This window comes from Chlorobaculum sp. 24CR, from assembly GCF_004118635.1.
In the GTDB taxonomy this organism is placed as follows: domain Bacteria; phylum Bacteroidota; class Chlorobiia; order Chlorobiales; family Chlorobiaceae; genus Chlorobaculum.
Window position 1 is genome coordinate 1 of the sequence record NZ_SDGU01000103.1, and the last position, 20,878, is coordinate 20,878.

At 58.1% G+C, this 20,878-nt stretch carries 14 protein-coding genes and 3 tRNA genes; 11 read left to right on the forward strand and 6 right to left on the reverse strand.

Going from position 1 to position 20,878, the window contains the following annotated elements; translation table 11 throughout:
- The first annotated feature begins 495 nt into the window (after positions 1-495).
- Both htpG and EST62_RS12840 read left to right on the forward strand, forming a co-directional pair.
- Positions 496-2,385 (forward strand): molecular chaperone HtpG, encoded by a 1,890-nt coding sequence (gene htpG / locus EST62_RS12835; protein ID WP_129052459.1) that lies wholly within the window; start codon positions 496-498, stop codon positions 2,383-2,385.
- Between the two features lie 428 nt (positions 2,386-2,813).
- On the forward strand, positions 2,814-3,689 hold the full coding sequence (locus tag EST62_RS12840; RefSeq protein ID WP_129052460.1) for a VIT1/CCC1 transporter family protein: 876 nt from the start codon (positions 2,814-2,816) through the stop codon (positions 3,687-3,689).
- Between the two features lie 105 nt (positions 3,690-3,794).
- On the opposite strand, the gene EST62_RS12845 is transcribed toward EST62_RS12840, so the two are convergent.
- Positions 3,795-5,342 (reverse strand): bifunctional aminoglycoside phosphotransferase/ATP-binding protein, encoded by a 1,548-nt coding sequence (locus tag EST62_RS12845; RefSeq protein WP_129052461.1) that lies wholly within the window; start codon positions 5,340-5,342, stop codon positions 3,795-3,797.
- A 694-nt stretch (positions 5,343-6,036) separates the two neighbouring features.
- Positions 6,037-6,198 (reverse strand): hypothetical protein, encoded by a 162-nt coding sequence (locus EST62_RS13580; RefSeq protein WP_167599361.1) that lies wholly within the window; start codon positions 6,196-6,198, stop codon positions 6,037-6,039.
- A gap of 29 nt (positions 6,199-6,227) precedes the next feature.
- On the opposite strand from EST62_RS13580, the gene EST62_RS12855 reads away from it, so the two are divergent.
- Together EST62_RS12855 and EST62_RS12860 are read left to right on the forward strand one after the other, a co-directional pair.
- Entirely contained in the window at positions 6,228-7,757 is a 1,530-nt protein-coding gene (locus EST62_RS12855; protein ID WP_167599362.1) for a fumarate hydratase, read from the forward strand.
- Between the two features lie 113 nt (positions 7,758-7,870).
- On the forward strand, positions 7,871-9,754 hold the full coding sequence (locus EST62_RS12860; RefSeq protein WP_129052464.1) for a biotin/lipoyl-containing protein: 1,884 nt from the start codon (positions 7,871-7,873) through the stop codon (positions 9,752-9,754).
- Positions 9,755-9,951: 197 nt separating this feature from the next.
- On the opposite strand, the gene EST62_RS12865 is transcribed toward EST62_RS12860, so the two are convergent.
- The 3 genes from EST62_RS12865 to EST62_RS12875 form a co-directional block, all read right to left on the reverse strand.
- Positions 9,952-10,041, reverse strand: a tRNA-Ser gene (locus tag EST62_RS12865).
- A gap of 12 nt (positions 10,042-10,053) precedes the next feature.
- Positions 10,054-10,136, reverse strand: a tRNA-Ser gene (locus EST62_RS12870).
- A 78-nt stretch (positions 10,137-10,214) separates the two neighbouring features.
- A tRNA-Ser gene (locus tag EST62_RS12875) sits at positions 10,215-10,305 on the reverse strand.
- Positions 10,306-10,481: 176 nt separating this feature from the next.
- Between EST62_RS12875 and guaB the strand changes: the two genes are divergently transcribed.
- Positions 10,482-11,963, forward strand: a complete 1,482-nt coding sequence (gene guaB, locus EST62_RS12880) for an IMP dehydrogenase (RefSeq protein ID WP_129052465.1) — start codon at positions 10,482-10,484, stop codon at positions 11,961-11,963.
- A gap of 185 nt (positions 11,964-12,148) precedes the next feature.
- Complete coding sequence (locus EST62_RS12885) at positions 12,149-13,255, forward strand: DUF1615 family protein (RefSeq protein ID WP_129052466.1); 1,107 nt, start codon at positions 12,149-12,151, stop codon at positions 13,253-13,255.
- A 158-nt stretch (positions 13,256-13,413) separates the two neighbouring features.
- On the opposite strand, the gene bchH is transcribed toward EST62_RS12885, so the two are convergent.
- The gene (bchH, locus tag EST62_RS12890; RefSeq protein WP_129052467.1) at positions 13,414-17,229 is read right to left on the reverse strand and encodes a magnesium chelatase subunit H; all 3,816 of its coding nucleotides are present in this window, start codon (positions 17,227-17,229) and stop codon (positions 13,414-13,416) included.
- Positions 17,230-17,781: 552 nt separating this feature from the next.
- On the opposite strand from bchH, the gene EST62_RS12895 reads away from it, so the two are divergent.
- The 5 genes from EST62_RS12895 to EST62_RS13840 form a co-directional block, all read left to right on the forward strand.
- Positions 17,782-18,264, forward strand: a complete 483-nt coding sequence (locus tag EST62_RS12895; RefSeq protein WP_129052468.1) for a rhodanese-like domain-containing protein — start codon at positions 17,782-17,784, stop codon at positions 18,262-18,264.
- Positions 18,265-18,406: 142 nt separating this feature from the next.
- Positions 18,407-19,528, forward strand: a complete 1,122-nt coding sequence (locus EST62_RS12900) for a YeiH family protein (RefSeq protein WP_129052469.1) — start codon at positions 18,407-18,409, stop codon at positions 19,526-19,528.
- Positions 19,529-19,888: 360 nt separating this feature from the next.
- A complete protein-coding gene (locus EST62_RS12905; RefSeq protein WP_129052470.1) occupies positions 19,889-20,125 on the forward strand; it encodes a sulfurtransferase TusA family protein in 237 nt (78 codons plus the stop codon).
- A gap of 60 nt (positions 20,126-20,185) precedes the next feature.
- Positions 20,186-20,611, forward strand: a complete 426-nt coding sequence (locus EST62_RS12915) for a hypothetical protein (RefSeq protein WP_167599363.1) — start codon at positions 20,186-20,188, stop codon at positions 20,609-20,611.
- Positions 20,612-20,787: 176 nt separating this feature from the next.
- Positions 20,788-20,878, forward strand: a 91-nt coding sequence (locus tag EST62_RS13840; RefSeq protein WP_167599110.1) for a TusE/DsrC/DsvC family sulfur relay protein, incomplete at its 3' end; no start/stop codon positions are given.

The window sequence follows — 20,878 nt, forward strand, 5'->3', positions numbered from 1 at the left end:
TGTGAGGCGTGATTACAGCGTGCCGGAGCCAGCCAGCGCGAACGGCAACGGCAACAACAACAAGAAGTACGAGGCGATTCAGTCGAAGGGTGGTGATGGTGAATAAGGTGTGGGTGGTTTGAAAAGGCACTTTGAAAAAAGTATGAAACAGGGTCGCGTGTTCGATGAGGGGGGCACGTACAAACCAGAGTTCCGAAAGCTTGAAGCATGATGACTTCGACTCATGACGGCTGAAGCCGCAATCGGAAAGCATAACCAGTTTTTTAAAGTGCCTTGTAACATTATGAGTTCCACAGCCGCTTGCGCTTTCAACCGCGCAAGCGGCTGTGTTATTTCAGTAGCGTACCGTAACCATTCGGTTGTTGCTATATTTGACTCACTCCCTTAAATTTACCCCTCGATTGGCTGGCTTCGGATTATGCGCGTGTGCAGCCATCGATTCTCTATTTTTCAGAGAGATCGTCCATCCCGGTTAATTTATCCATCAAATCCATTATGAGCAGCAACTCCACCTCACCCGTTCGTGAGTTTGAATACAAGGCTGAAATGAAGCAGCTTCTGGACCTGATCGTCCATTCGCTCTACACCCATCCCGAAATCTTCCTGCGCGAGCTGATCTCCAACGCCTCCGACGCGCTCGGCAAGGCGCGCTTCCGGATGCTCTCCTCCGACGAGGGGATCGACAAATCCGGTGAGCTGAAGATCACCATCACCGCTGACAAGGAGTCCGGCAACTTCGTCATCGAAGATACCGGCATCGGCATGAACGAGGACGAGCTGGTCGCCAACCTCGGCACGGTGGCCAAGTCCGGAACGCTTGGCTTCATGGAGGCGCTCAAGGAGCAGCAGAAGGAGGGGCAGCGCCTCGACGCCAACCTCATCGGCCAGTTCGGCGTGGGCTTCTACTCGGTCTTTATGGTGACGGACGAAGTGAGCGTCGAAACCAAAAGCGCCGAGAGCGGTTCGCAGGGGTGGCGCTGGAAATCCACCGGCCAGGGTTCCTACACCATTGAGCCGGTCGAGCGCGAGGCTCGCGGCACCCGCATTTCATTCACCCTCAAGGAGGAGTTCAGGGAGTTCGCCGAAGAGTACCGCATCGAGCAGGTCATCAAGAAATACTCCAACTTCGTCGAATATCCGATCTGCATCGGCACGCGCCAGATCAACAGCATGACCGCGCTCTGGCAGCGTCCGAAGAGCGAGCTGAAGCCGGAGGAGGTCAACGAGTTCTACAAGTTCATCTCGAACGACTTCAAGGATCCGCTCGACTACCTGCACGTGTCGGTCGAGGGGGCGGTGAGCTTCAAGGCGCTGCTCTTCATCCCCTCCGAAGCGCCGATGGAGCTGCTCTACAACCAGGGCGCGCTCGAAAAACGCGGGCCGCAGCTCTACGTCAAAAAGGTGCTCATCCAGCACGAGTGCCGCGACCTGTTGCCGGAGTACCTGCGCTTTGTGAGCGGCGTGGTCGATACCGAAGATCTGTCGCTGAACGTTTCGCGCGAGCTGGTGCAGGCAAGCCCGGTGATGGCCAAAATCAAGCAGATTCTCACCACCAAGCTCCTCGGCTGGTTCGATACCATCGCCAAAGAGGAGCCGGAGAAGTTCCGCACCTTCTACAAGGCGTTCGGCACGATCCTGAAAATCGGTCTCAACACCGACTTCACCAACCGCGACAAGCTGATCGACCTCTTGCGCTTCGAGACCACCAAAACCGGCGAGGGCGAGTACGTCACGCTCAAAGAGTACGTCGGGCGTATGGCCGAGGGGCAGACCGAAATCTACTACCACTCCGGCAACAGCCGCGCGCAGATGCTCGCGCATCCCAACCTCGAATATTTCAAAAAGCGCGACATCGAGGTGTTGCTGCTCTCCGACCCGGTGGATGTGTTCGTGATTCCCTCGATTTTCGAGTACGACAAAAAGCCCCTCAAAGCGATTGAAAAGGCTGAAATCGACACGAGCACGGTGGAACCTGAAGGCGAGCGCCTCGGCGCGGAAGGCACGGTTGGCGTGATTTCGCTCTTCAAGGAGGTGCTTGGCGACCGCGTTGCCGACGTGGTTGAGTCTAAACGGCTCGTCAGCTCGCCGGTCACGCTGGTGAGCGGCAAGGATGCGATGGACAGCCAGATGGAGAAGATGATGAAGATGATGGGTCAGGATGCCGACATGCCTGGCGCGAAGAAGATTCTCGAAGTCAACACCGCGCACCCGATCATCCGCAATCTCGCAGGCAAGCACGCCGTCGGTCTCTCGACCGATCCGGTCGTGCGCGCGGCGGTCACGCAACTTTTCGAGAGCGCGCTGTTGCTCGAAGGCGACCTCGAATCGGTCTCCGACTACGTCACGCGCATGAACGAGCTGGTCGAGGCGGCGACAAGGGCGTAAAAGAAAGAGATATGGGGCTAAAGCCCATGAAATAATTGTCAGTTCTGAACCCCGGCTTGAAAGCCGGGGCAATTATTGTTCTGGCAAGTAAACTCTTGAAAATTGCCCCGGACTTCAGTCCGGGGTTTATGGGTACCGCAAAATAATTCAGGGCTTTAGCCCGACATCTTTCTTTGATAACTCCTGCGATTTATTGGCTTTTGATGTAAAAAAACGCATTGGCAGGGAATTTGGGCTAAAGCCCGGTTTTGTGCTCAATACAAGTCCCCGGCTTGAAAGCCGGGGCAATTTGAAATGTAAGAGTTCACCATGTCCGGAGGGTTGAAACCCTCCTGAATGCAAGATTGGTTTCTGTGCTTTATTTTTCCAGCAAGTGTCGAGTTGTTCCGGTACTTCGGCTGAATCTTTAATTATTAATTTTTCTATTCGTGAGCCAGTTATCGGAAGTAGAACTGCGGCATGTCGCCGGATTTCAGAAGAACGAGATCACCGAGCACCATATCTACAAGAATCTCTCCAAGCGGGTGGAGGGGGTGAAGAACCGTCGCATCTTCGCCCAGATTTCCGAGGATGAGCTGCGCCATTACAATGTCTGGAAAAAATATACCGGGCGGGACATCGAGCCGGATCGCTTCAGGATTTGGCTCTATTCGATGATCGCTCTGCTCTTCGGCTTCACCTTTGCCGTCAAGCTGATGGAGGGGGGAGAGCAGGACGCGCAGAAGGCGTACGAGCGCGTGGTGAGCATGGGCAGCGAAATCCGCGGCCTCATCGAGGACGAGGAGGAGCACGAGCAGGCGCTGATTGCCGTGCTCGACGAGGAGCGGCTGCAATATACCGGTTCGATCGTGCTCGGCCTGAACGACGCGCTGGTGGAACTGACGGGCGCGCTGGCTGGCTTGACCTTCGCCTTGCAGAATGCCCGGCTGGTGGCGCTGACGGCGATGATCACCGGATTTGCCGCCGCCCTGTCGATGGCCTCCTCGGAGTATCTCTCCACCAAGGCCGAGCCGGGTACGAAAAATCCGCTGAAAGCGTCGTTATACACCGGCGTGGCCTACATCATCGCCGTGGCGGTGCTGATCGTCCCCTATCTCGTTCTGAATGACATCTACCTGAGCCTTGCGCTCGCCTTTGCCGGAGCGCTCGTGGTGATCGCGCTCTTCAACTTCTATGTTTCCGTCGCCCAGGGCGTGCCGTTCAGGAGCCGCTTTCTCGAAATGGCCGGGCTGATCTTTGCGGTCTCCGGCATCAGCTTCCTGGCGGGGCTTGGCATTCGCTACTTTTTCGGCATCGAGGTGTAGGGGAGGCGTGGACGTGGTTGTGAATGCTGTAGGGGCAACCCTCGCGGTTGCCCTTGGCAAAGGTGGACGTTGTAGATTTGGTGGACGTGGTGGACAAGATTTTTGTCAGCGTTCCAGCGCCGCAAGGAGCGTTTCGATGTTTACTTCGCCCTCTGTGTCGATGTTGATGCAGAGGGCTTTTTCGTCTCCGTCGGGTGGCGTGGTGGCGTGGAGCTGGGCTTCGAGCACGTTCAGATCGGCTTCGGAGGCGTCGCTCGCTGCTTCGTGCCGCGCCCGCACCCGTTCGCGCAGCACCTCTCGCGCGGCGTGGAAGCAGAGGATGCGGCACGGGTATTCCAGCGTTCTGGCCAGGCGGAGGAAGGGCGCTCGCTTGTGGGCGTCGGGGAAGGTGGCATCGACAACGACCGAAAAGCCTGCCGACAGCGCCGTCGATGCGGCGTCGAGCATGGCGGCGTAGGCCTTTTGCGTCGCTTCGGGAGTATAGATGTCGAGTCCTTTCCCGGCGCTGCGTTCGAGGCTGCCGATGCCGAAGAGCCGCTTGCGCTCGACGTCCGAGCGGATGTGGATGAAGCCGCCCGCGTCGGCGAGACGGGCGGAGATCACCGATTTGCCGCTGCCCGACACTCCATGCGTGACGAGGAGCATCGGCGTCCTCTGCCGCGTGTAGCCGAGCGCGAGTTGAATGTAGGAGTGGTGCTCGGCGAGCGTTGTGGCTTTTTCCTCTTCGCCCGACTCCTGCGCGAGGCGGATCGAGGTCACTTTGGCCCGCACCATCGCGCGGTAAACGCAGTAAAGCCGCAGCACCTGCAAGCCGCCGTAGTCGCCGCTTTTCGTGAGCCAGGCGTTCAGGAAATGCCACGCCAGCTCCGGGTGGCCGGAGTGCTCCAGATCCATGAAGAGAAAGGCGACGTCGCTCATCACGTCGATGATGCTCAGGGCGTGGCTGAACTCGATGCAGTCGAAAATCACGATCTTGCCGTCGCGGATCACCATGTTGCCGGTGTGCAGGTCGCCGTGGCACTCGCGCACCATGCCGAGCGCCTTGCGCTCCCGCACGACGCCGCCGAGCCGTCGGTGCTCGGTGAGCGTCCAGTGGCGTATTTTCTCGATCTCGCTCCGCTCCTCGATGGTGCGGGCTACCTCTTCGGTGAGGTCGAGGTTTTCGAGCATCGGCTTGACAATCACCTCTGGCGTACCGAACGTTGCGGCGGGATCGGCTCGCGGAGCTTCGGCGTGGAACGCGGCGATCACTTTGGCGGCCTCATCGATCTGGCGCTTCGTCAGTTCGCCATTGCGCAGCAGGCGGTCGAGCTCGAAGCGCCGGTCGAACTGCACCATTCGGATGACGTAGTCCACCGCCTCGCCATCGCCGCCGATCCGCAGTTTGCCCGCCGACTCCGTGACCGGCAGCACGTCGAGGTACAACTCCGGGCAGAGCCGCCGGTTCAGGCGCAGCTCCTCGTGGCAGAAGCGCCTGCGCCGTTCGAGCGTGGAGAAGTCGAGGAAGCCGAGGTTCACCGGCTTCTTTAATTTATAGGCGAACCGGCCTGTCAGGAACAGCCATGAAATATGGGTTTCGACCACCACGATCTCCGGTTCGACCGGATGAGGATAGGCCTCCGGATGACGAAGGGCTTCGGCTGGCTGGATCATGCTTTTCGCGGGTTTTGACGAGTTGGTTCGTTCACTCCGAAAGCTAAGGCAAAAATTCCGGGATAACCAGTTCGGAGCGTAATGGCATCGTTGCTTTGGCGTCGAGACAAGAGGCGTCATCGCGAGTTTCGACCTGTCGGGGCGTGGCGATCCATCAGATGGAATCTGCCAAGACAGCAAGAGATTGGGCTGAAGCCCGGTTTTTTTGCTGACTGCCTGACCCCGGCTTGAAAGCCGGGGCAATGTGAATGTAAGAAAGTTGAATGTCCGACGGGCTAAAGCCCGCCTGAGTGCAATTGGATTGTTAAGTGCATGCGCGAGCTGGGTATGCTTCTCAGCAATTGCCCCGGACTTCAGTCCGGGGTTTATGGATAAAACAAAATATATCAGGGCTTCAGCCCAACTTCTTCTTTTGGGAGTGATTGCGATTTATTGTTGCCGGAGGAATAAGAGGACGGGCACAAGACCCGTCCCTACAGTTGTGATTTGACATCCAGGCGTTCAAAGCCCATGTGCGGCAGCGTGTCCCGACAAGCAGGGATGGTTCGCAAAGTGCAATTCGTGCCGGACAATTTGTCAGTTGGCTTGACGCTTCGGCGTCCCTTTTGTCTCGAAACAGATGCGGTTCATGGTTTCTCAAAAAAAGTTGTAAATTCCACGTTTTACTGCCAGCCTTCGATTATCGCTTGAATTATCAGCAAATAAGGGCGTAATCGATGATAGAGTTTTCCAGATTCTTTGTCTGCACGGCCCGCTTCGCCAGATGATGGGCAACTTCACCGGAACGGCGCTCCGTTTCTCGCGGATCGTCCTGCGGGATGGCAACGACAAGGCTGATTGCAGGAGAGGCTTTCACTATTTTCGTTCACCACAAGCTTGCCGACTATGAAACAGTTCAGGGATTCAATGATAGCCTTGATCACCGAGACCTCCGCGAATCTGCCGAGCGATGTTCGCCAGGCCATCGCCGATGCGGTTAGCAATGACTCCGCCGATTCTCGTGCAGGGCTGGCCATGTCGGCCATCACGCTCAACATCGACATGGCGGTCGATGGCCTCGCCCCTGTCTGTCAGGATACCGGTATGCCCACCTTTTTCGTCCACGCGCCGAAAGGGGCCGACCTGCTCTCGATGCAGCGCGATATCGAGTCGGCCATCGTCGAGGCGACCCGCACCGGCAAGCTTCGCCCGAACGCGGTCGATTCGCTGACCGGCAAGAACTCCGGCAACAATCTCGGCGATCATGTGCCGGTGATTCACTTCGAGCCGTGGGAGCGCGACGAGATCGAGGTGAAGCTTATCCTCAAGGGCGGCGGCTGCGAGAACAAGAACATCCAGTACTCGCTTCCCGCTGAAATTCCCGGCCTTGGCCGCGCGGCTCGCGACCTCGACGGGGTGCGCAAGTGCATCCTGCACGCCGTGTATCAGGCGCAGGGGCAGGGGTGCAGCCCCGGCTTCATCGGCGTCGGCGTCGGCGGCGACCGCACCAGCGGCTTCGAGCTGGCCAAGAAGCAGTTGCTCCGCTCGGTCGATGACACCAATTCCGACGCGGCGCTGGCCGAACTCGAACAGGAGATTCTCGACAAGGCCAACCGCCTGAACATCGGCCCGATGGGCTTTGCCGGAAAGACCACGCTGCTTGGCTGCAAGATCGGCAAATCGCACCGCGTGCCCGCCAGCTTCTTCGTCTCCGTGGCTTACAACTGCTGGGCCTACCGCCGTCTCGGCGTCATCATCGATCCCGCCGAAGGTTCGATTTCCGAGTGGCAGTATCGCTATCCGGGCGAAATCAAACGCATGGCGCGTGGCGCGGGCATTCCGCTGACGGGCCGCGAGGTGGTGCTCACCGCGCCGATCAGCGAGGAGACGATCCGCTCGCTCAAGGTGGGCGACATCGTGATCGTCGATGGCGAAATGCACACCGGGCGCGACGCCTTCCACCACTACATCATGCACCACGACCTGCCCGAGGGTCTCGACATTCGCGGCGGCATCATCTACCACTGCGGCCCGGTGATGCTCAAGAACGAGGCGGGCGAGTACCAGGTCGTCGCCGCTGGCCCGACCACTTCGATTCGTGAGGAGCCTTACCAGTCGGACGTGATCGAGAAGCTCGGCCTGCGCGCCGTGATCGGCAAGGGCGGCATGGGGCCGAAGACGCTGGCGGGCTTGCAGAAGCACGGCGCGGTCTATCTCAACGCCATCGGCGGCGCGGCGCAGTACTACGCCAAGTGTATCGAAAAGGTGACCGGTGTCGATTTCCTCGAAGAGATGGGCGTGCCGGAGGCGATGTGGCACTTGCAGACGAAAGCCTTTCCGTGCATCGTCACGATGGACGCGCACGGCAACAGCCTGCACCAGCAGGTGGACGAGGAGTCCTTCGCGATGCTCGAAAGCATCGGCAAGGAGGCCTGAGTTTCCGGTCGGACTCAATCAATTTTTACCGGAGAGGCCGCCTTTGCCGCCGCACGAATCGTCGCGGCGAAGGTTGGCCCTGACGGATCAGTAATCACCAACGAGAGTGCTATATGAAAAAAATACGGTTCATGGATGTCTCCTTCCGAGACGGGTTCCAGTCCTGTTACGGAGCAAGAGTCAAAACCGAGGATTTCCTGCCGGTGCTTGAAGCCGCCGTCGAGGCGGGCACCGATAACTTCGAGATCGGCGGAGGCGCGCGCTTCCAGAGTCTGTATTTCTATTGCCAGGAGGACGCCTTCGAAATGATGGACGCCTGCCGCCGCGTGGTTGGCCCCGACATCAATCTCCAGACGCTGTCGCGAGGTTCCAACGTGGTCGGCCTCGTCTCGCAGTCGCGCGACATCATCGACCTGCACGCCAGGCTTTTCAAGAAGCACGGCGTCAGCACCATCCGCAACTTCGACGCGCTCATGGATGTGCGCAACCTCGCCTGGTCGGGCCAGTGCATCGTCAATGCCGGGCTGAAGCACCAGGTGGTGGTCGCCCTGATGGGCCTGCCGCCGGGGCTGAATGAATCCTACTGCCACACGCCGCAGTTCTACCTCGACAAGCTCCGCGAGATTCTCGACGCGGGCATTCCGTTCGACAGCGTGGCCTTCAAGGACGCCTCAGGAACCACCACTCCCGCCGTCGTCTATGAAACCGTCAAAGGCGCTCGCAAGATGCTGCCCGAAGGCACGGTGCTCGAATTCCACACGCACGACACCGCCGGCATGGGCGTGGCCTGCAACTTCGCCGCCATCGAGGCGGGCATCGACATCATCGATCTGGCGATGGCTCCGGTCAGCGGCGGCACCGCAGAAGTCGATATTCTCACCATGTGGCACCGCCTGCGCGGCACCGACTTCACGCTCGACATCGACCAGGAGAAGTACCTCAAGGTCGAGTCGATGTTCATCGAGCACATGGACAAGTACTACATGCCGCCGGAGGCCAAAGAGGTCAATCCGGTCATTCCGTTCTCGCCGATGCCGGGCGGCGCGCTGACGGCCAACACGCAGATGATGCGCGACCACGACACGCTGCACTTTTTCCCGGAGGTGATCCGCAACATGCGCGAGGTGGTCGCCAAGGGGGGCTTTGGTTCGTCGGTGACGCCGGTCTCGCAGTTCTACTTCCAGCAGGCCTTCGCCAACACCGTGCAGGGGCCGTGGAAAAAGATCGTTGACGGCTATGGCAAGATGGTGCTCGGCTACTTCGGCAAAACGCCCGCCGCGCCCGATCCGGAGGTGGTGGCGCTGGCCTCGGAGCAGCTCGGCCTGGAGCCGACCGTGCAGGATGTGCACGACATCAACGACCGCAACCCCGATCTCGGCGTCGAGCACAACCGCAAGCTGCTCGAAGAGGCGGGCCTCGAAGTGACCGACGAGAACATCTTCATCGCCGCCACCTGCGGCGCCAAGGGCATCGGCTTCCTCAAGGGCGACAAGCCGCTCGGCATCCGCTACAAAGCGGACGTCGAAGCCGAGGAGGAGGCGAAAAAAGACGCCGAGGAGCTGAAAGTCACCTCGCACGGCAACTCGTTGCAGGATCGCCTCTCCGACCTCATCAAACCCGCCGGACGCAGCAACCTGTCGGGCAGCTACATGGTGATGGTCGATGGCAAATCGTTCAACGTCGTGATCGCCGACGGCATGGTGATGGCGCAGTCCACGGCACCCGGCTCCCAGCCGATGGCGATGCCGCAGATGGCCGCGCCAGCGCCGCAGTTGCAGCATCAGGGTACGCCGGTGCTTCCTTCGATGCCAGGCAATGTCTTCAAGATGGAGGTCAAAGCCGGCCAGAAGGTCGAAGAGGGCCAGGAGGTCGCGGTGATGGAGGCCATGAAGATGGAATCCCCGGTCAAAGCTCCCAAGTCGGGCATCGTCACGGTCGTCCTCGCCAAACCCGGAGACGCCATCTCCGCCGATCAGCCGCTGATGTATATCGACTGATTCGGCGGGTAAGCTGCATAGTTCCGGATATTTCCGCAGGGGCAGTCCAGACTTGTCAGGGACTGCCCCTTTTTTGTGTCTGGCTTCAACCGGCGCCCAGCATCAACGGTTCTGATAATTTCTGCTGTTTTGACAAGAATTCGCACCCCCGGAAACAAAAAAAGCTCCCGGTGTTGCCGGAAGCTTTTTCTTTGTAGCGGAGAGGGAGGGATTCGAACCCTCGGTAGCTCTAATCGAACTACGTCGGTTTAGCAAACCGGTGCCTTCAGCCGCTCGGCCACCTCTCCTGAACTTTGGGGCGGAGGATGAGGGACTCGAACCCCCATGGGCGCAAACCCGGCAGTTTTCAAGACTGCTGCCTTACCAATTAGGCTAATCCTCCAACGTATGAAAAGAACGGGTCAGAAGATAGTGATTTGCCTGAAAATTGCCAGCAAAAAATCACCATCAACTGTTTTTCTGGCGGAGAGGGAGGGATTCGAACCCTCGAGGGCTGTTACACCCTACCCGCTTTCCAGGCGAGCGCACTAGACCAACTATGCGACCTCTCCGTTTATGAGGTTTTTAATGTACAACTCGTTTTCGTTTTTTAAAACTCTCCGCGCTTTTTCAGTAAAAGAAAAATCGCCGTCCGCGCGGCCCTCGTGCTCCTCGCCGTTGTCAATCCGTGCTCACTTTCGTAAATTGGCGGATTCATTTTTGCCGCAATCTCTTAACCATGCTCCCTATGGACAAAATCCTCTATGATGCGCTGACCTTCGATGACGTGTTGCTCGTGCCCGCATATTCCAACGTACTTCCCAAAGAGACCGTCGTCAAGTCGCGCCTGACCCGGCAGATCGAGGTCAACATTCCGCTGGTGAGCGCCGCAATGGACACCGTCACCGAGGCCGAACTGGCCATCGCCCTGGCGCGCGCGGGCGGCATTGGCATCATCCACAAGAATCTCTCCATAGACGAACAGGCCCGGCAGGTCGCCAAAGTCAAGCGTTTCGAGAGCGGCATTATCCGCAATCCCATCCACCTGTTCGAGGACGCAACCATCCAGGAGGCGATCGACCTGATGATCCGCCACTCCATTTCTGGCATTCCGGTGGTCGAGCGCCCAACTCCCGAAGGGTGCCTGCTCCTCAAGGGCATCGTCACCAACCGTGATCTGCGTATGACCACCTTGTCCAACGAGAAGATCACCACCATCATGACGACTGACCTCGTTACGGCTCAGGAGGATATCGATCTTCTGGCCGCCGAGGAGATTCTCATGCAGAACAAGATCGAAAAGCTTCTCGTCATCGACGAAGATGGCTACCTCAAGGGCCTCATCACCTTCAAGGACATTCAGAAGCGCAAGCAGTGCCCCGACGCCTGCAAGGACTCGCACGGACGCCTCCGGGCGGGCGCGGCGGTCGGCATCCGCGCCAACACGATGACGCGCGTCGATGCGCTGGTGGCGGCGGGTGTTGACGTGGTGGCGGTCGATACGGCGCATGGCCACAGCCAGGCGGTGCTCGACATGGTGGCCACCATCAAGCAGCACTATCCGGAGTTGCAGGTGATCGCCGGCAACGTGGCGACGCCCGAAGCCGTGCGCGATCTGGTCAAGGTCGGCGCCGACGCCGTCAAGGTGGGCATCGGGCCGGGCAGCATCTGCACGACGCGCGTCGTGGCGGGCGTGGGAATGCCGCAGCTCACGGCGGTTATGAGGTGCGCCGAAGAGGCCGCCAAAACCGGTACGCCGATCATTGCCGACGGCGGCATCAAGTACAGCGGTGAAATAGCCAAGGCGATCGCGGCGGGCGCGGACACGGTGATGATGGGCAGCATCTTCGCCGGAACCGACGAAAGCCCCGGCGAGACGATTCTCTACGAAGGTCGCCGTTTCAAGGCGTACCGCGGCATGGGTTCGCTCGGCGCGATGTCGGAGCCGGAAGGGAGCAGCGACCGCTACTTCCAGGACCCTTCGGAGAGCAAGAAGTACGTGCCCGAAGGCATCGAGGGGCGCATCCCGGCCAAAGGGCCGCTCGACGAGGTGGTCTATCAGCTCATCGGTGGCCTGAAGTCTTCGATGGGCTACTGCGGCGTCAAAAATATCGCCGAGCTCAAGGAGAATACCCGTTTCGTGCGCATCACCTCGGCAGGCCTGCGCGAAAGCCACCCGCACGACGTGATGATTACCCGCGAAGCTCCGAACTACTCGACCTCCGCATAAAAATTTCCGCACCACACCCACGAAAACCCCGGATCGACGCCGGGGTTTTCTGGTTTCGGCGGAAAGGCGAGGCTGATCGGTCTGATCGGAAAAATGATTATTTTATAACCGGTAACGCCTTTTCATCGGGGCAACGAAGCCCGGTTATTTCCCCTAAATTCCTCCAAAGAACAAGGAGTCAAACCATGTTCAGAGCGAGCCGCCTGACCTCCATCATGCTGATCGTGTCCCTTTTCCTTTCGGCTTGTTCTGGAATTACCGACTCCGGGCTTTCTGAAAAGCAGGTCGAAAAGCTGGTGCGCGCATCGAGGCCGGGCAACCCGTCGCCGGATGTGTGGGCGAGGGCGATCAAGGAGAGCCTCGAAGAGCTTGGGCAGCCCGTGGACAAGGAGCATGTCAGCGCCGTGTGCGCCGTCATTTCGCAGGTCAGCGCCTTTTCGATTTCACCGAAAAACTCGCGGATGGCAAGCATTCTGCGCAAAAAGATAGAGGCTGCCGAGTCGAACGAGGTGCTGCGGCTTCTTATCGAAACCCGGCTGGATCAGAGCGCCTCGAACGGCAGGAGCTTCCGCGAGAACATCGACTCGATTTCGAGCGAACTTGACTTCGAGAAGTGGTACGACGAGTTCACCTCGGCGAGCATCACCAAGCCGATTCTGCTTGTCCTCAAAAAAGATGCGAGCGATCTGATCACCACCGCTGGTTCGATGCAGGTGTCGGTGAAGTTCGCCGAAGCGTACCCGAAAAAGCCCCGGAACGCCGGTGGCGGCAACGTGCGCGACATGCTCTACACCTGCAAGGGCGGCGTGTTCTACGGAACGGCCTACCTGCTCGACTACAAGCACAACTACAACGACTGGAAATACGTGTTCGCCGATTTCAACGCGGGCCACTACACCAGCCGCAATGCCGGTTTCCAGAAGATGCTGGCGAGGCTGACGCGCAGGCAGGTTGACACGGACGGCGACCTGATGAACTACGAAAACGGCAAGGCAAGCCCGTCGGTTACGTATGTGACCTTCATCAACTTCCTGAAGAAAAAGGAAGTCGAATTCGACGAAAAGCAGGTGCTGAAAGATTTCTCTAAGGAGAAAAGCTACGACTTCGAGGAGAGCTGGTCGTACAAAACGCTCGCGGAACTGTATAAAAAGCGGTATGGCCACCCGATCTACGCCGTGCTGCCCGACATCCCGATCAACAGCCCGAAATTCGTGAGCAAGAACCTCAGCACGAAATGGTTCGCCAACCGCGTGAAAGAGCGCTTCAACCGCTGCGTGAGAACGAAGATTTGAGCTGGCGAGGGGATAGGACGAATGGGACTTATGGGACGAATAGGTCGGGGAGGATAAAATCGGGGCAGGCGTAAAACCTGCCCCTGCCAATTACGCGCGATGCACGCGCCTCTTCAATTCATCATTCACAATTCAGCATTCATAATTCATAATTCTCTTCACTCGTCCGCCATGCCTTCGAGCCGGTCTTCGAGGTCGGCGTAAATTTCCTGCAACTCGGCGATCATGCTCTGATCGGCTTTCCACATGCCGCGCCCGTGCGCTTCGAGCATCCGGCCAACGATGTTCTTGATCGCCTGCGGGTTGAGCGTGGCGAGGCGCTCGCGCATTTCAGGATCGAGCGCATAGGTTTCGGCGGTCTTTTTGTAAACCCAGTCATCGACGCTCTTGGTGACGGCGTCCCAGCCGAGCATGTAGGTGACGCGGTTGCTGATTTCGCCCGCACCGCTGTGACCGTGCTTGAGCATCCCCTCGAACCACTTCGGGTTGAGCAGCTTGGAGCGATACTCCACGCGCAGCGATTTGTCGGCCTCGTCGAGCTTGATGTCGGAGGTGAAGGACTCGACGTAGTTGAGCTTGATGTCCGAGGTCTTCGTGTTGCGACGTCGAGCGGCGAGCTGGAGCGAACCGGATGAGGAGAAGTAGTGGTCGATGTCGGAGATGCCGAACTCGGTGGAGTCCACCTGGTGCACCACGCGGTCAACCGAGCCGAGCAGCTTCTGGAGAATTTCCGACTGCTTCTCGCCCTTGCGCCCGCCGCCGTAGGCGCTGCTGTTGCGGCGGATGAAGAGATCATCGAGATCGCCCTCGTTCTCCCATGCTGAATCCTCGATCATGTCATCGACGTACGTTCCGTAAGCGCCCGGTGCCTGGGTGAACTGGCGCGAGGTGGCCACCTCGAAATCCATCCCCTCGGCGAGCGCTTCGTCCACATGCTTTTTGATGAAGTTCATCTCGTGCGGCTCGTCGGCCTTCGCCGCGTCCTTGACGAGGCGGTCGAGCTGATCCATCAGGATGCCGAAAGCATCGCGAAAGATCGGGCTGAGCTGCATCAAGACATCGACGCGCGGACGGCCCAGCTTGTCGAGCGGCGTGAGGTTGTAGTGGCTGATCTTGCCAAAGGCGTCGTAGGCCGGTTCCGCGCCCATGAGCCGGATCACCACGGCCACCGCTTCGCCCTTGGTCTTGATGGTGTCGAGACCCCAGATCACCTCGGCGATGGTTTCGGGATAGTTGCCGTCGTTCTCGGCCACGTGCTTGGCGATGAGGCCGTCGGCGATGAGTGTGCCGCGCTTGAAAGCGGTCTCGGATGGAATACGCCACGGGTCAATGGAGTGGATGTTGCGCCCCGATGGCAAGACGTTCATGCCGTCACGCACCAGGTCGCCGCCGGGGCCGGAGGGGATGTAGCCGCCGTCGAGCACCTTGACGAGCGAGTTCATTTCGCCGCTGTTGTCGCTGAGCGCCTGAATCATCATCGCGCCCTCCTGAATGATGCGCTGGATGAAGGGCTTGTCCGCTTCCGGCATCCGGCTGCCGCCGGTGACCGACTCGAACACCTGCATGGGATTCTTGCGGTCGAACATCGTCTGTTTGACGAACTCACGGCAGGCGTTCTCGGCCCACTCGCGGAGATTGATCGCCGCCTCGTCCCCCTTGCGCGACAGGCTCGAAATCTCCTCGTAACTGCCGTAGTGGCCGTTTTTGCCCGAGGTGTCGATGAAGATGTAGGGCAGCGAGCGGCCGTTTTCGCCGCGATTCTTGATGGTTTCGGTGATGGTGATGATCTGCGATTCGAGCGGCCCGGCCTCGCCGAAGACGTGCAGCGAGTTGGAGATGAGCCGGTTTTCGAGCTCGACGATATAAATGTAGAGGCGGCTGACGAAGTCGCTGAACGGCTCGTCGGGGCGGCGCGGGCAGTCGTCGGTCAGGTTGAGCAGCTCGGCCTTGGTCATGATCGCCTCCTGCACCTGCTCGACATCCTCGCCCGCTCCCTGATGGCGCTCGCGATAGTCGGCGAGCAAGTCCTTCAGCGCGGGCAGCTCCTTGTACAATCCCGCTCGGGCCAGCGGCGGCACCACGTGCGAGACCATCGTGGCCAGTCCGCGGCGCTTGGCGATGGTCGATTCGCTCGGGTTGTTCACCGGATAGATGTAGGCGTGCGGCACCTCGCCGAGCAGCGCATCGGGCCAGCACTCGCCGGTCAAGCCGGTTTGCAAACCCGGCATCCACTCGACCGACCCGTGCATTCCGACATGCACAAGCGCGTGGGCGTCGAACTCGCGGCTGATCCAGCGGTAGAACGAAATGTACTGGTGGTGTGGCGTGTTTGCCTTGTCGAAGATCAGGCGCATCGGGTCGCCCTGCACACCGAGGCGCGGCTGCACACCGATATAGACGTTGCCGAGCCGCAGACCGCCGAGGAACACCGCCTCCGCACCGACCGGCGCGATCTCGCCGGGGAAGGCCTGCCACCGCTCCTCGATGCGTTCGCGCTCGTGGTACGTGGCCAGCTCGTTGTACTTCTCGCGGCTGACTTTGATGGCATCCGGCTTGTTCTGCATAAGCTGGTAGTCGGTCGCGCGGTCGAGCATCTCGAAGAGCTTTTCGGGCGACTCCGGCAGCGTACCGACGTTGTAGCCCTCCTTCTTCAACCGCTCCAGAATCCGCAACAGCGTGGTCGGCACGTCGAGCAATGCCGCCGTGGCCTTCTTGCCGAGGCCAGGCGGATAGTCATACACCACCAGCGCCACGCGCTTGTCGCGGTTCGCGGTGGCGCGCAGGCGCATCCACTTTTTGGAGAGCGTCGCCAGCCGGTCGAGCCGCTCCTGCACGGTCTCGACCTTGCCGTCCTGCAACGCGCCAAGAATCACCGGAGCGGTCGCGCCGTCCATTTCAGGAATCGAGTAGGTAAAAGTCACCTGCATCGGCGAAACGCCAAGCTCGTGCCACGACTCGAAATCCTGCACCAGCAGCGGCTGGGCGACCATGTAGGGCACGTCGAGACCGCTCAGAATCTCGTGCCGCGCCTCGGCTGCCGTGCCGGGCTTGGTTGAGCCTGCCGGGCCGCCGACCAGACCGAAGCCCATCATGTTCACCAAGAGATCGATCTTCTCCTTCATCAGCCAGTCGCGCACGAGCACGTGCCCCTCGACGCCCATCACGAAGGCCGGAAAGACGTTCACGCCCTGTTTTTCAAGCGTGCGGATGGTGTTGTCGATGTAGCTCTTTTCCTGCAACAGATGCTTGCGGAAGAAGAGCAGTGCCAGCTTCTGCGACTTGTCGAAATTCACGCCACGCTTCTTCGACCAGCTTTTGAAGCTCTTCACATCCTTGAAATACTCCTTGGCATCGGGATGGTACAGCCCCATGTTCGGCACATCGACAATCGGTTCGACTTTGACATTGGCATCGAAATATTCGCGCAGGATCAACCGGAACATGTTGACGATATTCTCCGGCGTCGGCTGGAGCCAGTAGGAGTAAACCATCAGCCAGTTCTTGAAATCCTTCGCCTTGTTCGGCACCAACGGCAGGATTGTGCGCATGATCTTCATCAGCTTCATGTAGCCGTACAGCGCATCCTCGTCGCGCCCCTTCACCAGCATCTTGGCGATCTTCTTGACCATGTCGGGCATACCGGACTTGCCCTCCTGCACGGCATAGCTGCCGACTTTGGTGAGCGCCATCGCCTCCGGCATCGACTCGAAGATGAAGATGGTCTTTTCATTGGTCGCCTGATCGAGCTGCTCCTTGAACCAGTCGATCTGCTCCTTGAAGTTAATCATGCTCATGAACACGCAGTCCGATTCCCGGATTGCCGTCGCCGCTTCGGGATTCTGCTTCTCCAGATCGACATCGCTCAACTGAACCAGCTCGGCATCCTTGTCGAGCATGTTCTTGATCTTTCTCCAGAGGCCGGCATTGTACTGCTCGAGACCCACAATCGCCGTGATTTTACGTCTTTGTGCCATGGCGGGATAAATCTGTACACATTAATGTTATGCGTGCGACAAAAGGCAAACTTCTGCCCAGCCGACGCTCACTTAATGTATAAAAGAAGGAATTAATTCCTAAGCGTTGCATCTCTATTTGTCAGTGACGGGGTACAGGCAAAGTAGATGCAGAGCTGAAAAATGCCGGTGAGGGGCGAATCTGCAATATTTATTATGGAGAGGTCGAGAGGTCACAGAGTTTGGAAAACGGAGGAGACGGGTATGGCGCAACAACCGAAGGGTTTTTTGTCGGAATTCCGCCTGGGCGGGTTGTCTGCTTGCCGGTATATTCAGTATATTTGCGCCCGTCGCGTTTTGCCAGCATCGCCCGTGCGTGGCGGTTTCCGCTCACGGAACAACTCGCCTCAGCCATCCTTTCGCAATGCCTGGCGCCGTGCTGCTGAATGCGCGATTGCCGGGGTGACGACGTTCTCCGTAAGGTGGCGCATCGATTCATAAGAGGGGAGAGGGGCGCGCTTCGCTGTTATCGTGTTCAGGAGTAGTAACAATTATTAAAAGGAGTTGTTCGCTATGGTGCGTTTTATAGAACTGGTTCGGCACTGTCTGCTGGATGTCAAGGAAATCTTGCCCTGGAATCTCGTGGATCGGCTCAAGGAGAATCCCGGCCTGCTTATTCTCGATGTGCGCGAGCCGAACGAGTTCGATGCCATGCACATTGCCGGATCGCTCAACGTGCCGCGCGGCATCCTTGAGTCGGCGTGCGAATGGGATTTCGAGGAGACCGAGCCGGAGCTGGTGAACGCGCGGGAGCGCGAAATCGTCGTGGTTTGCCGTTCGGGCCATCGCAGCATTCTCGCGACCCACTCGCTGCATGTGCTGGGGTATGAAAACGTCGTCTCGCTCAAATCGGGATTGCGAGGTTGGAATGACTACGAGGAACCGCTGGTAAACAAGGCAGGGGAGACGGTCGATCCGGATTTCGCGGACGATTATTTCACCGCCAAACTTCGCCCGGATCAGATGCGCCCCAAGAATACGGCGGGTTCAAGATGATAAATGTATGATTATATGGTTATTTAGTTGTTTTCACTTGTGATCGGCAGTTGTTTTCGTATTTTGTGCCGGAATATCGTGAATGTTTTCCTGAACATTCAGCATCCCCGCAATCAGTAACACAGATTCACCAAGGAGCCTGATGGGTAACAAAACCGGCGACAAGGACTTACTTAAAAATACATCGTACAAGCGCGTTGACACGGAAATTCCGACCGAGGAGCAGATTCATGAGGCCGAGAAGTACGGATTCCACGGTCAGGTTCAGGCGGCCAAGGTCAGGTTCGACAAGTACTTTCCCGGCGTTCTGGCATCGATAACCGTCGCGGCGGCGGCAACTTTTCTTTCTGACCATTATGGCGCGCCAACGATGCTGTTCGCGCTTCTGATCGGCATGGCGTTTCGCTTCCTCTCCGAAGATGAGGGCCGGGCGCTTGTCGGCATCCAGTTCGCCTCCACCACCGTGCTCCGGATCGGCGTCGCGCTACTCGGTATGCGCATCACCCTTGGCCAGATTCAGTCGCTCGGCATCAAGCCGGTCGCGATGGTCTTTTTCTCGGTGCTGCTCACCATCCTTTTTGGCCTCGCTCTCTCCAAAATGATGGGACGCGGCAAACGGTTCGGCGTCTTGACCGGCGGCAGCGTCGGCATCTGCGGCGCGTCTGCGGCGCTGGCCATCTCGGCCATCCTGCCGCAGCACGAGTACAGCGAGCGCAACACTATTTTTACGGTCATCAGCGTCACCGCCCTGAGCACGATCGCCATGATCGCCTATCCGGTCGTCGCGCACTGGTTTGGGCTCGATCACACGGCGGCGGGCATTTTTCTTGGCGGCACGATTCACGATGTGGCGCAGGTGGTTGGCGCGGGCTATTCGGTCTCACCGGAGACCGGCGATACGGCGACCGTCATCAAACTGCTCCGGGTTGCCATGCTGGTGCCAACGGTTTTCGTGCTGTCGCTTATCTTTCATACCAGAAACCAGAAAGAGGGCAACGTACCGAAGCGTTTCCTCTTGCCGCCGTTCATCATCTTTTTCGTGGTGTTTGTCGGCATCAACAGTCTGGGCATAATCCCGAAACCGGCAACCCAGTTCGTCAACGACGCTTCCCGCTGGTGCCTGGTGACGGCTATCGGCGCGCTTGGCATGAAAACTTCGCTGAAATCGCTCTTCGAGGTAGGCTGGAAGCCGGTGTCGATCATGATCGCCGAGACGATTTTTCTGGCCGCGCTCGTGCTCGGCTCGGTGATCTGGATGTCGTAACCGTGCCCGGCGCTTCGTCTCTGACTTCGGTGCTGCCGCATCTTTTCTGTGCGTATTTCTTGCACAGTACATGCGTTTTTTTTTCGTCTGTAGTAGTTTTTCTTTTGACCTGAATGGATTTATTTTTTTACCTTTCAGGATTGTCATTTGCAGAATTCCCATTGCTTTGACCGGGTTTTTTACTGACAGGGTTTTCACCCGGAAGTGACGTTTTCCCCGGAATGCTATTGAGCTGAAAGCCGGAAACCCAGGAAGTGACTCTCCGGCTTTCGTGCAGCATTGTGACCAATGCAATGGATCGGCTGTTTTTTTAACCGGAAAGACAACAATCCCCAAGCAATTTTCAACAAGGAGTTTTTTATGAGCGGAATCGCAAGCGATCTGGAGCTGAACTGTGAAGGCCTGAACTGCCCTTTACCGATTCTCAAGACCAAGAAAGCCATCGACAGCTTGCAGAGCGGCCAGGTGCTCAAAATGATCGCCACCGATCCCGGTTCGGTCAACGACATGGCGTCATGGGCCAAGCGCACCGGCAACGATCTGGTCGAGCATACCGAAGAGGGCGGCAAGCACACCTTCTACATCAAGAAAAAATAGCGCAGAGCGGCGCTCTCTTTTTTTGCCCCAGGGCAAGGGAGAGCGCCGCTTCTGAATAGTATGGAGCTGACCGGGCTTTTGCATGGTCACTTTCCGGAGTCCCGGTTTTCTGAACAGTTCTGGCGCATGATGATCGACCGTCATGGCAAAACTGAAACCACAGCCATGCCGAATGCGATGAACTATCGATTTTCTCTGACCTCGAACCTGCTTTCACGCCACCGGCCTGCCAGCGGTTGTCTGGTGATGCCGAGTCAGCGGTTCCGGTACGGAGCAATACCGATCTTCACGAACTGTTTTCCCCCGGTTTTTTCTGCTCGCAACGTAGTTCTTTCCTTTTTTGATCTCCTTTCGGGAGTCTTGAATTTCTCTGTTTCCGGAAATGCCTCACGGCTGAAAAACGCCGCAAAAAATGTTTTCCGTTACCTTGATGTGAGCTTTTGGCAGGGCGCGGAAAAAAACAGCGGCCACTTTGAAAAGTTCTGATAATTAACTATATACTCATATAATCATAGAGTTATTTTGCGCGACATGTGGCGCAATTTGGTTTCTTCAATCACGATTGCCCTGACGCAGGATCGAGTCTCCTTGCTTGAGGAGTGTTGTCCGGCTCAGGATCATAAATCACAATTACCACAATTATTCAAAGGGAGTGCTTCATTATGGCAATTGACATCAATGGCATGAGCGTCGAGACGGACGAGAATGGCTATCTGGTGAATCTGGATGACTGGACCGAGGATGTGGCGGTGA

What these genes read in the sequence shown, in the direction of transcription:
- htpG (WP_129052459.1), top strand. Translation starts at nt 496, where the DNA reads ATGAGCAGCAACTCCACCTCACCCGTTCGTGAGTTTGAATACAAGGCT.
- EST62_RS12845 (WP_129052461.1), bottom strand. Translation starts at nt 5,342, where the DNA reads ATGATCCAGCCAGCCGAAGCCCTTCGTCATCCGGAGGCCTATCCTCAT.
- EST62_RS12855 (WP_167599362.1), top strand. Translation starts at nt 6,228, where the DNA reads ATGAAACAGTTCAGGGATTCAATGATAGCCTTGATCACCGAGACCTCC.
- EST62_RS12860 (WP_129052464.1), top strand. Translation starts at nt 7,871, where the DNA reads ATGAAAAAAATACGGTTCATGGATGTCTCCTTCCGAGACGGGTTCCAG.
- guaB (WP_129052465.1), top strand. Translation starts at nt 10,482, where the DNA reads ATGGACAAAATCCTCTATGATGCGCTGACCTTCGATGACGTGTTGCTC.
- EST62_RS12885 (WP_129052466.1), top strand. Translation starts at nt 12,149, where the DNA reads ATGTTCAGAGCGAGCCGCCTGACCTCCATCATGCTGATCGTGTCCCTT.
- bchH (WP_129052467.1), bottom strand. Translation starts at nt 17,229, where the DNA reads ATGGCACAAAGACGTAAAATCACGGCGATTGTGGGTCTCGAGCAGTAC.
- EST62_RS12895 (WP_129052468.1), top strand. Translation starts at nt 17,782, where the DNA reads ATGGTGCGTTTTATAGAACTGGTTCGGCACTGTCTGCTGGATGTCAAG.
- EST62_RS12900 (WP_129052469.1), top strand. Translation starts at nt 18,407, where the DNA reads ATGGGTAACAAAACCGGCGACAAGGACTTACTTAAAAATACATCGTAC.
- EST62_RS12905 (WP_129052470.1), top strand. Translation starts at nt 19,889, where the DNA reads ATGAGCGGAATCGCAAGCGATCTGGAGCTGAACTGTGAAGGCCTGAAC.
- EST62_RS12915 (WP_167599363.1), top strand. Translation starts at nt 20,186, where the DNA reads ATGGAGCTGACCGGGCTTTTGCATGGTCACTTTCCGGAGTCCCGGTTT.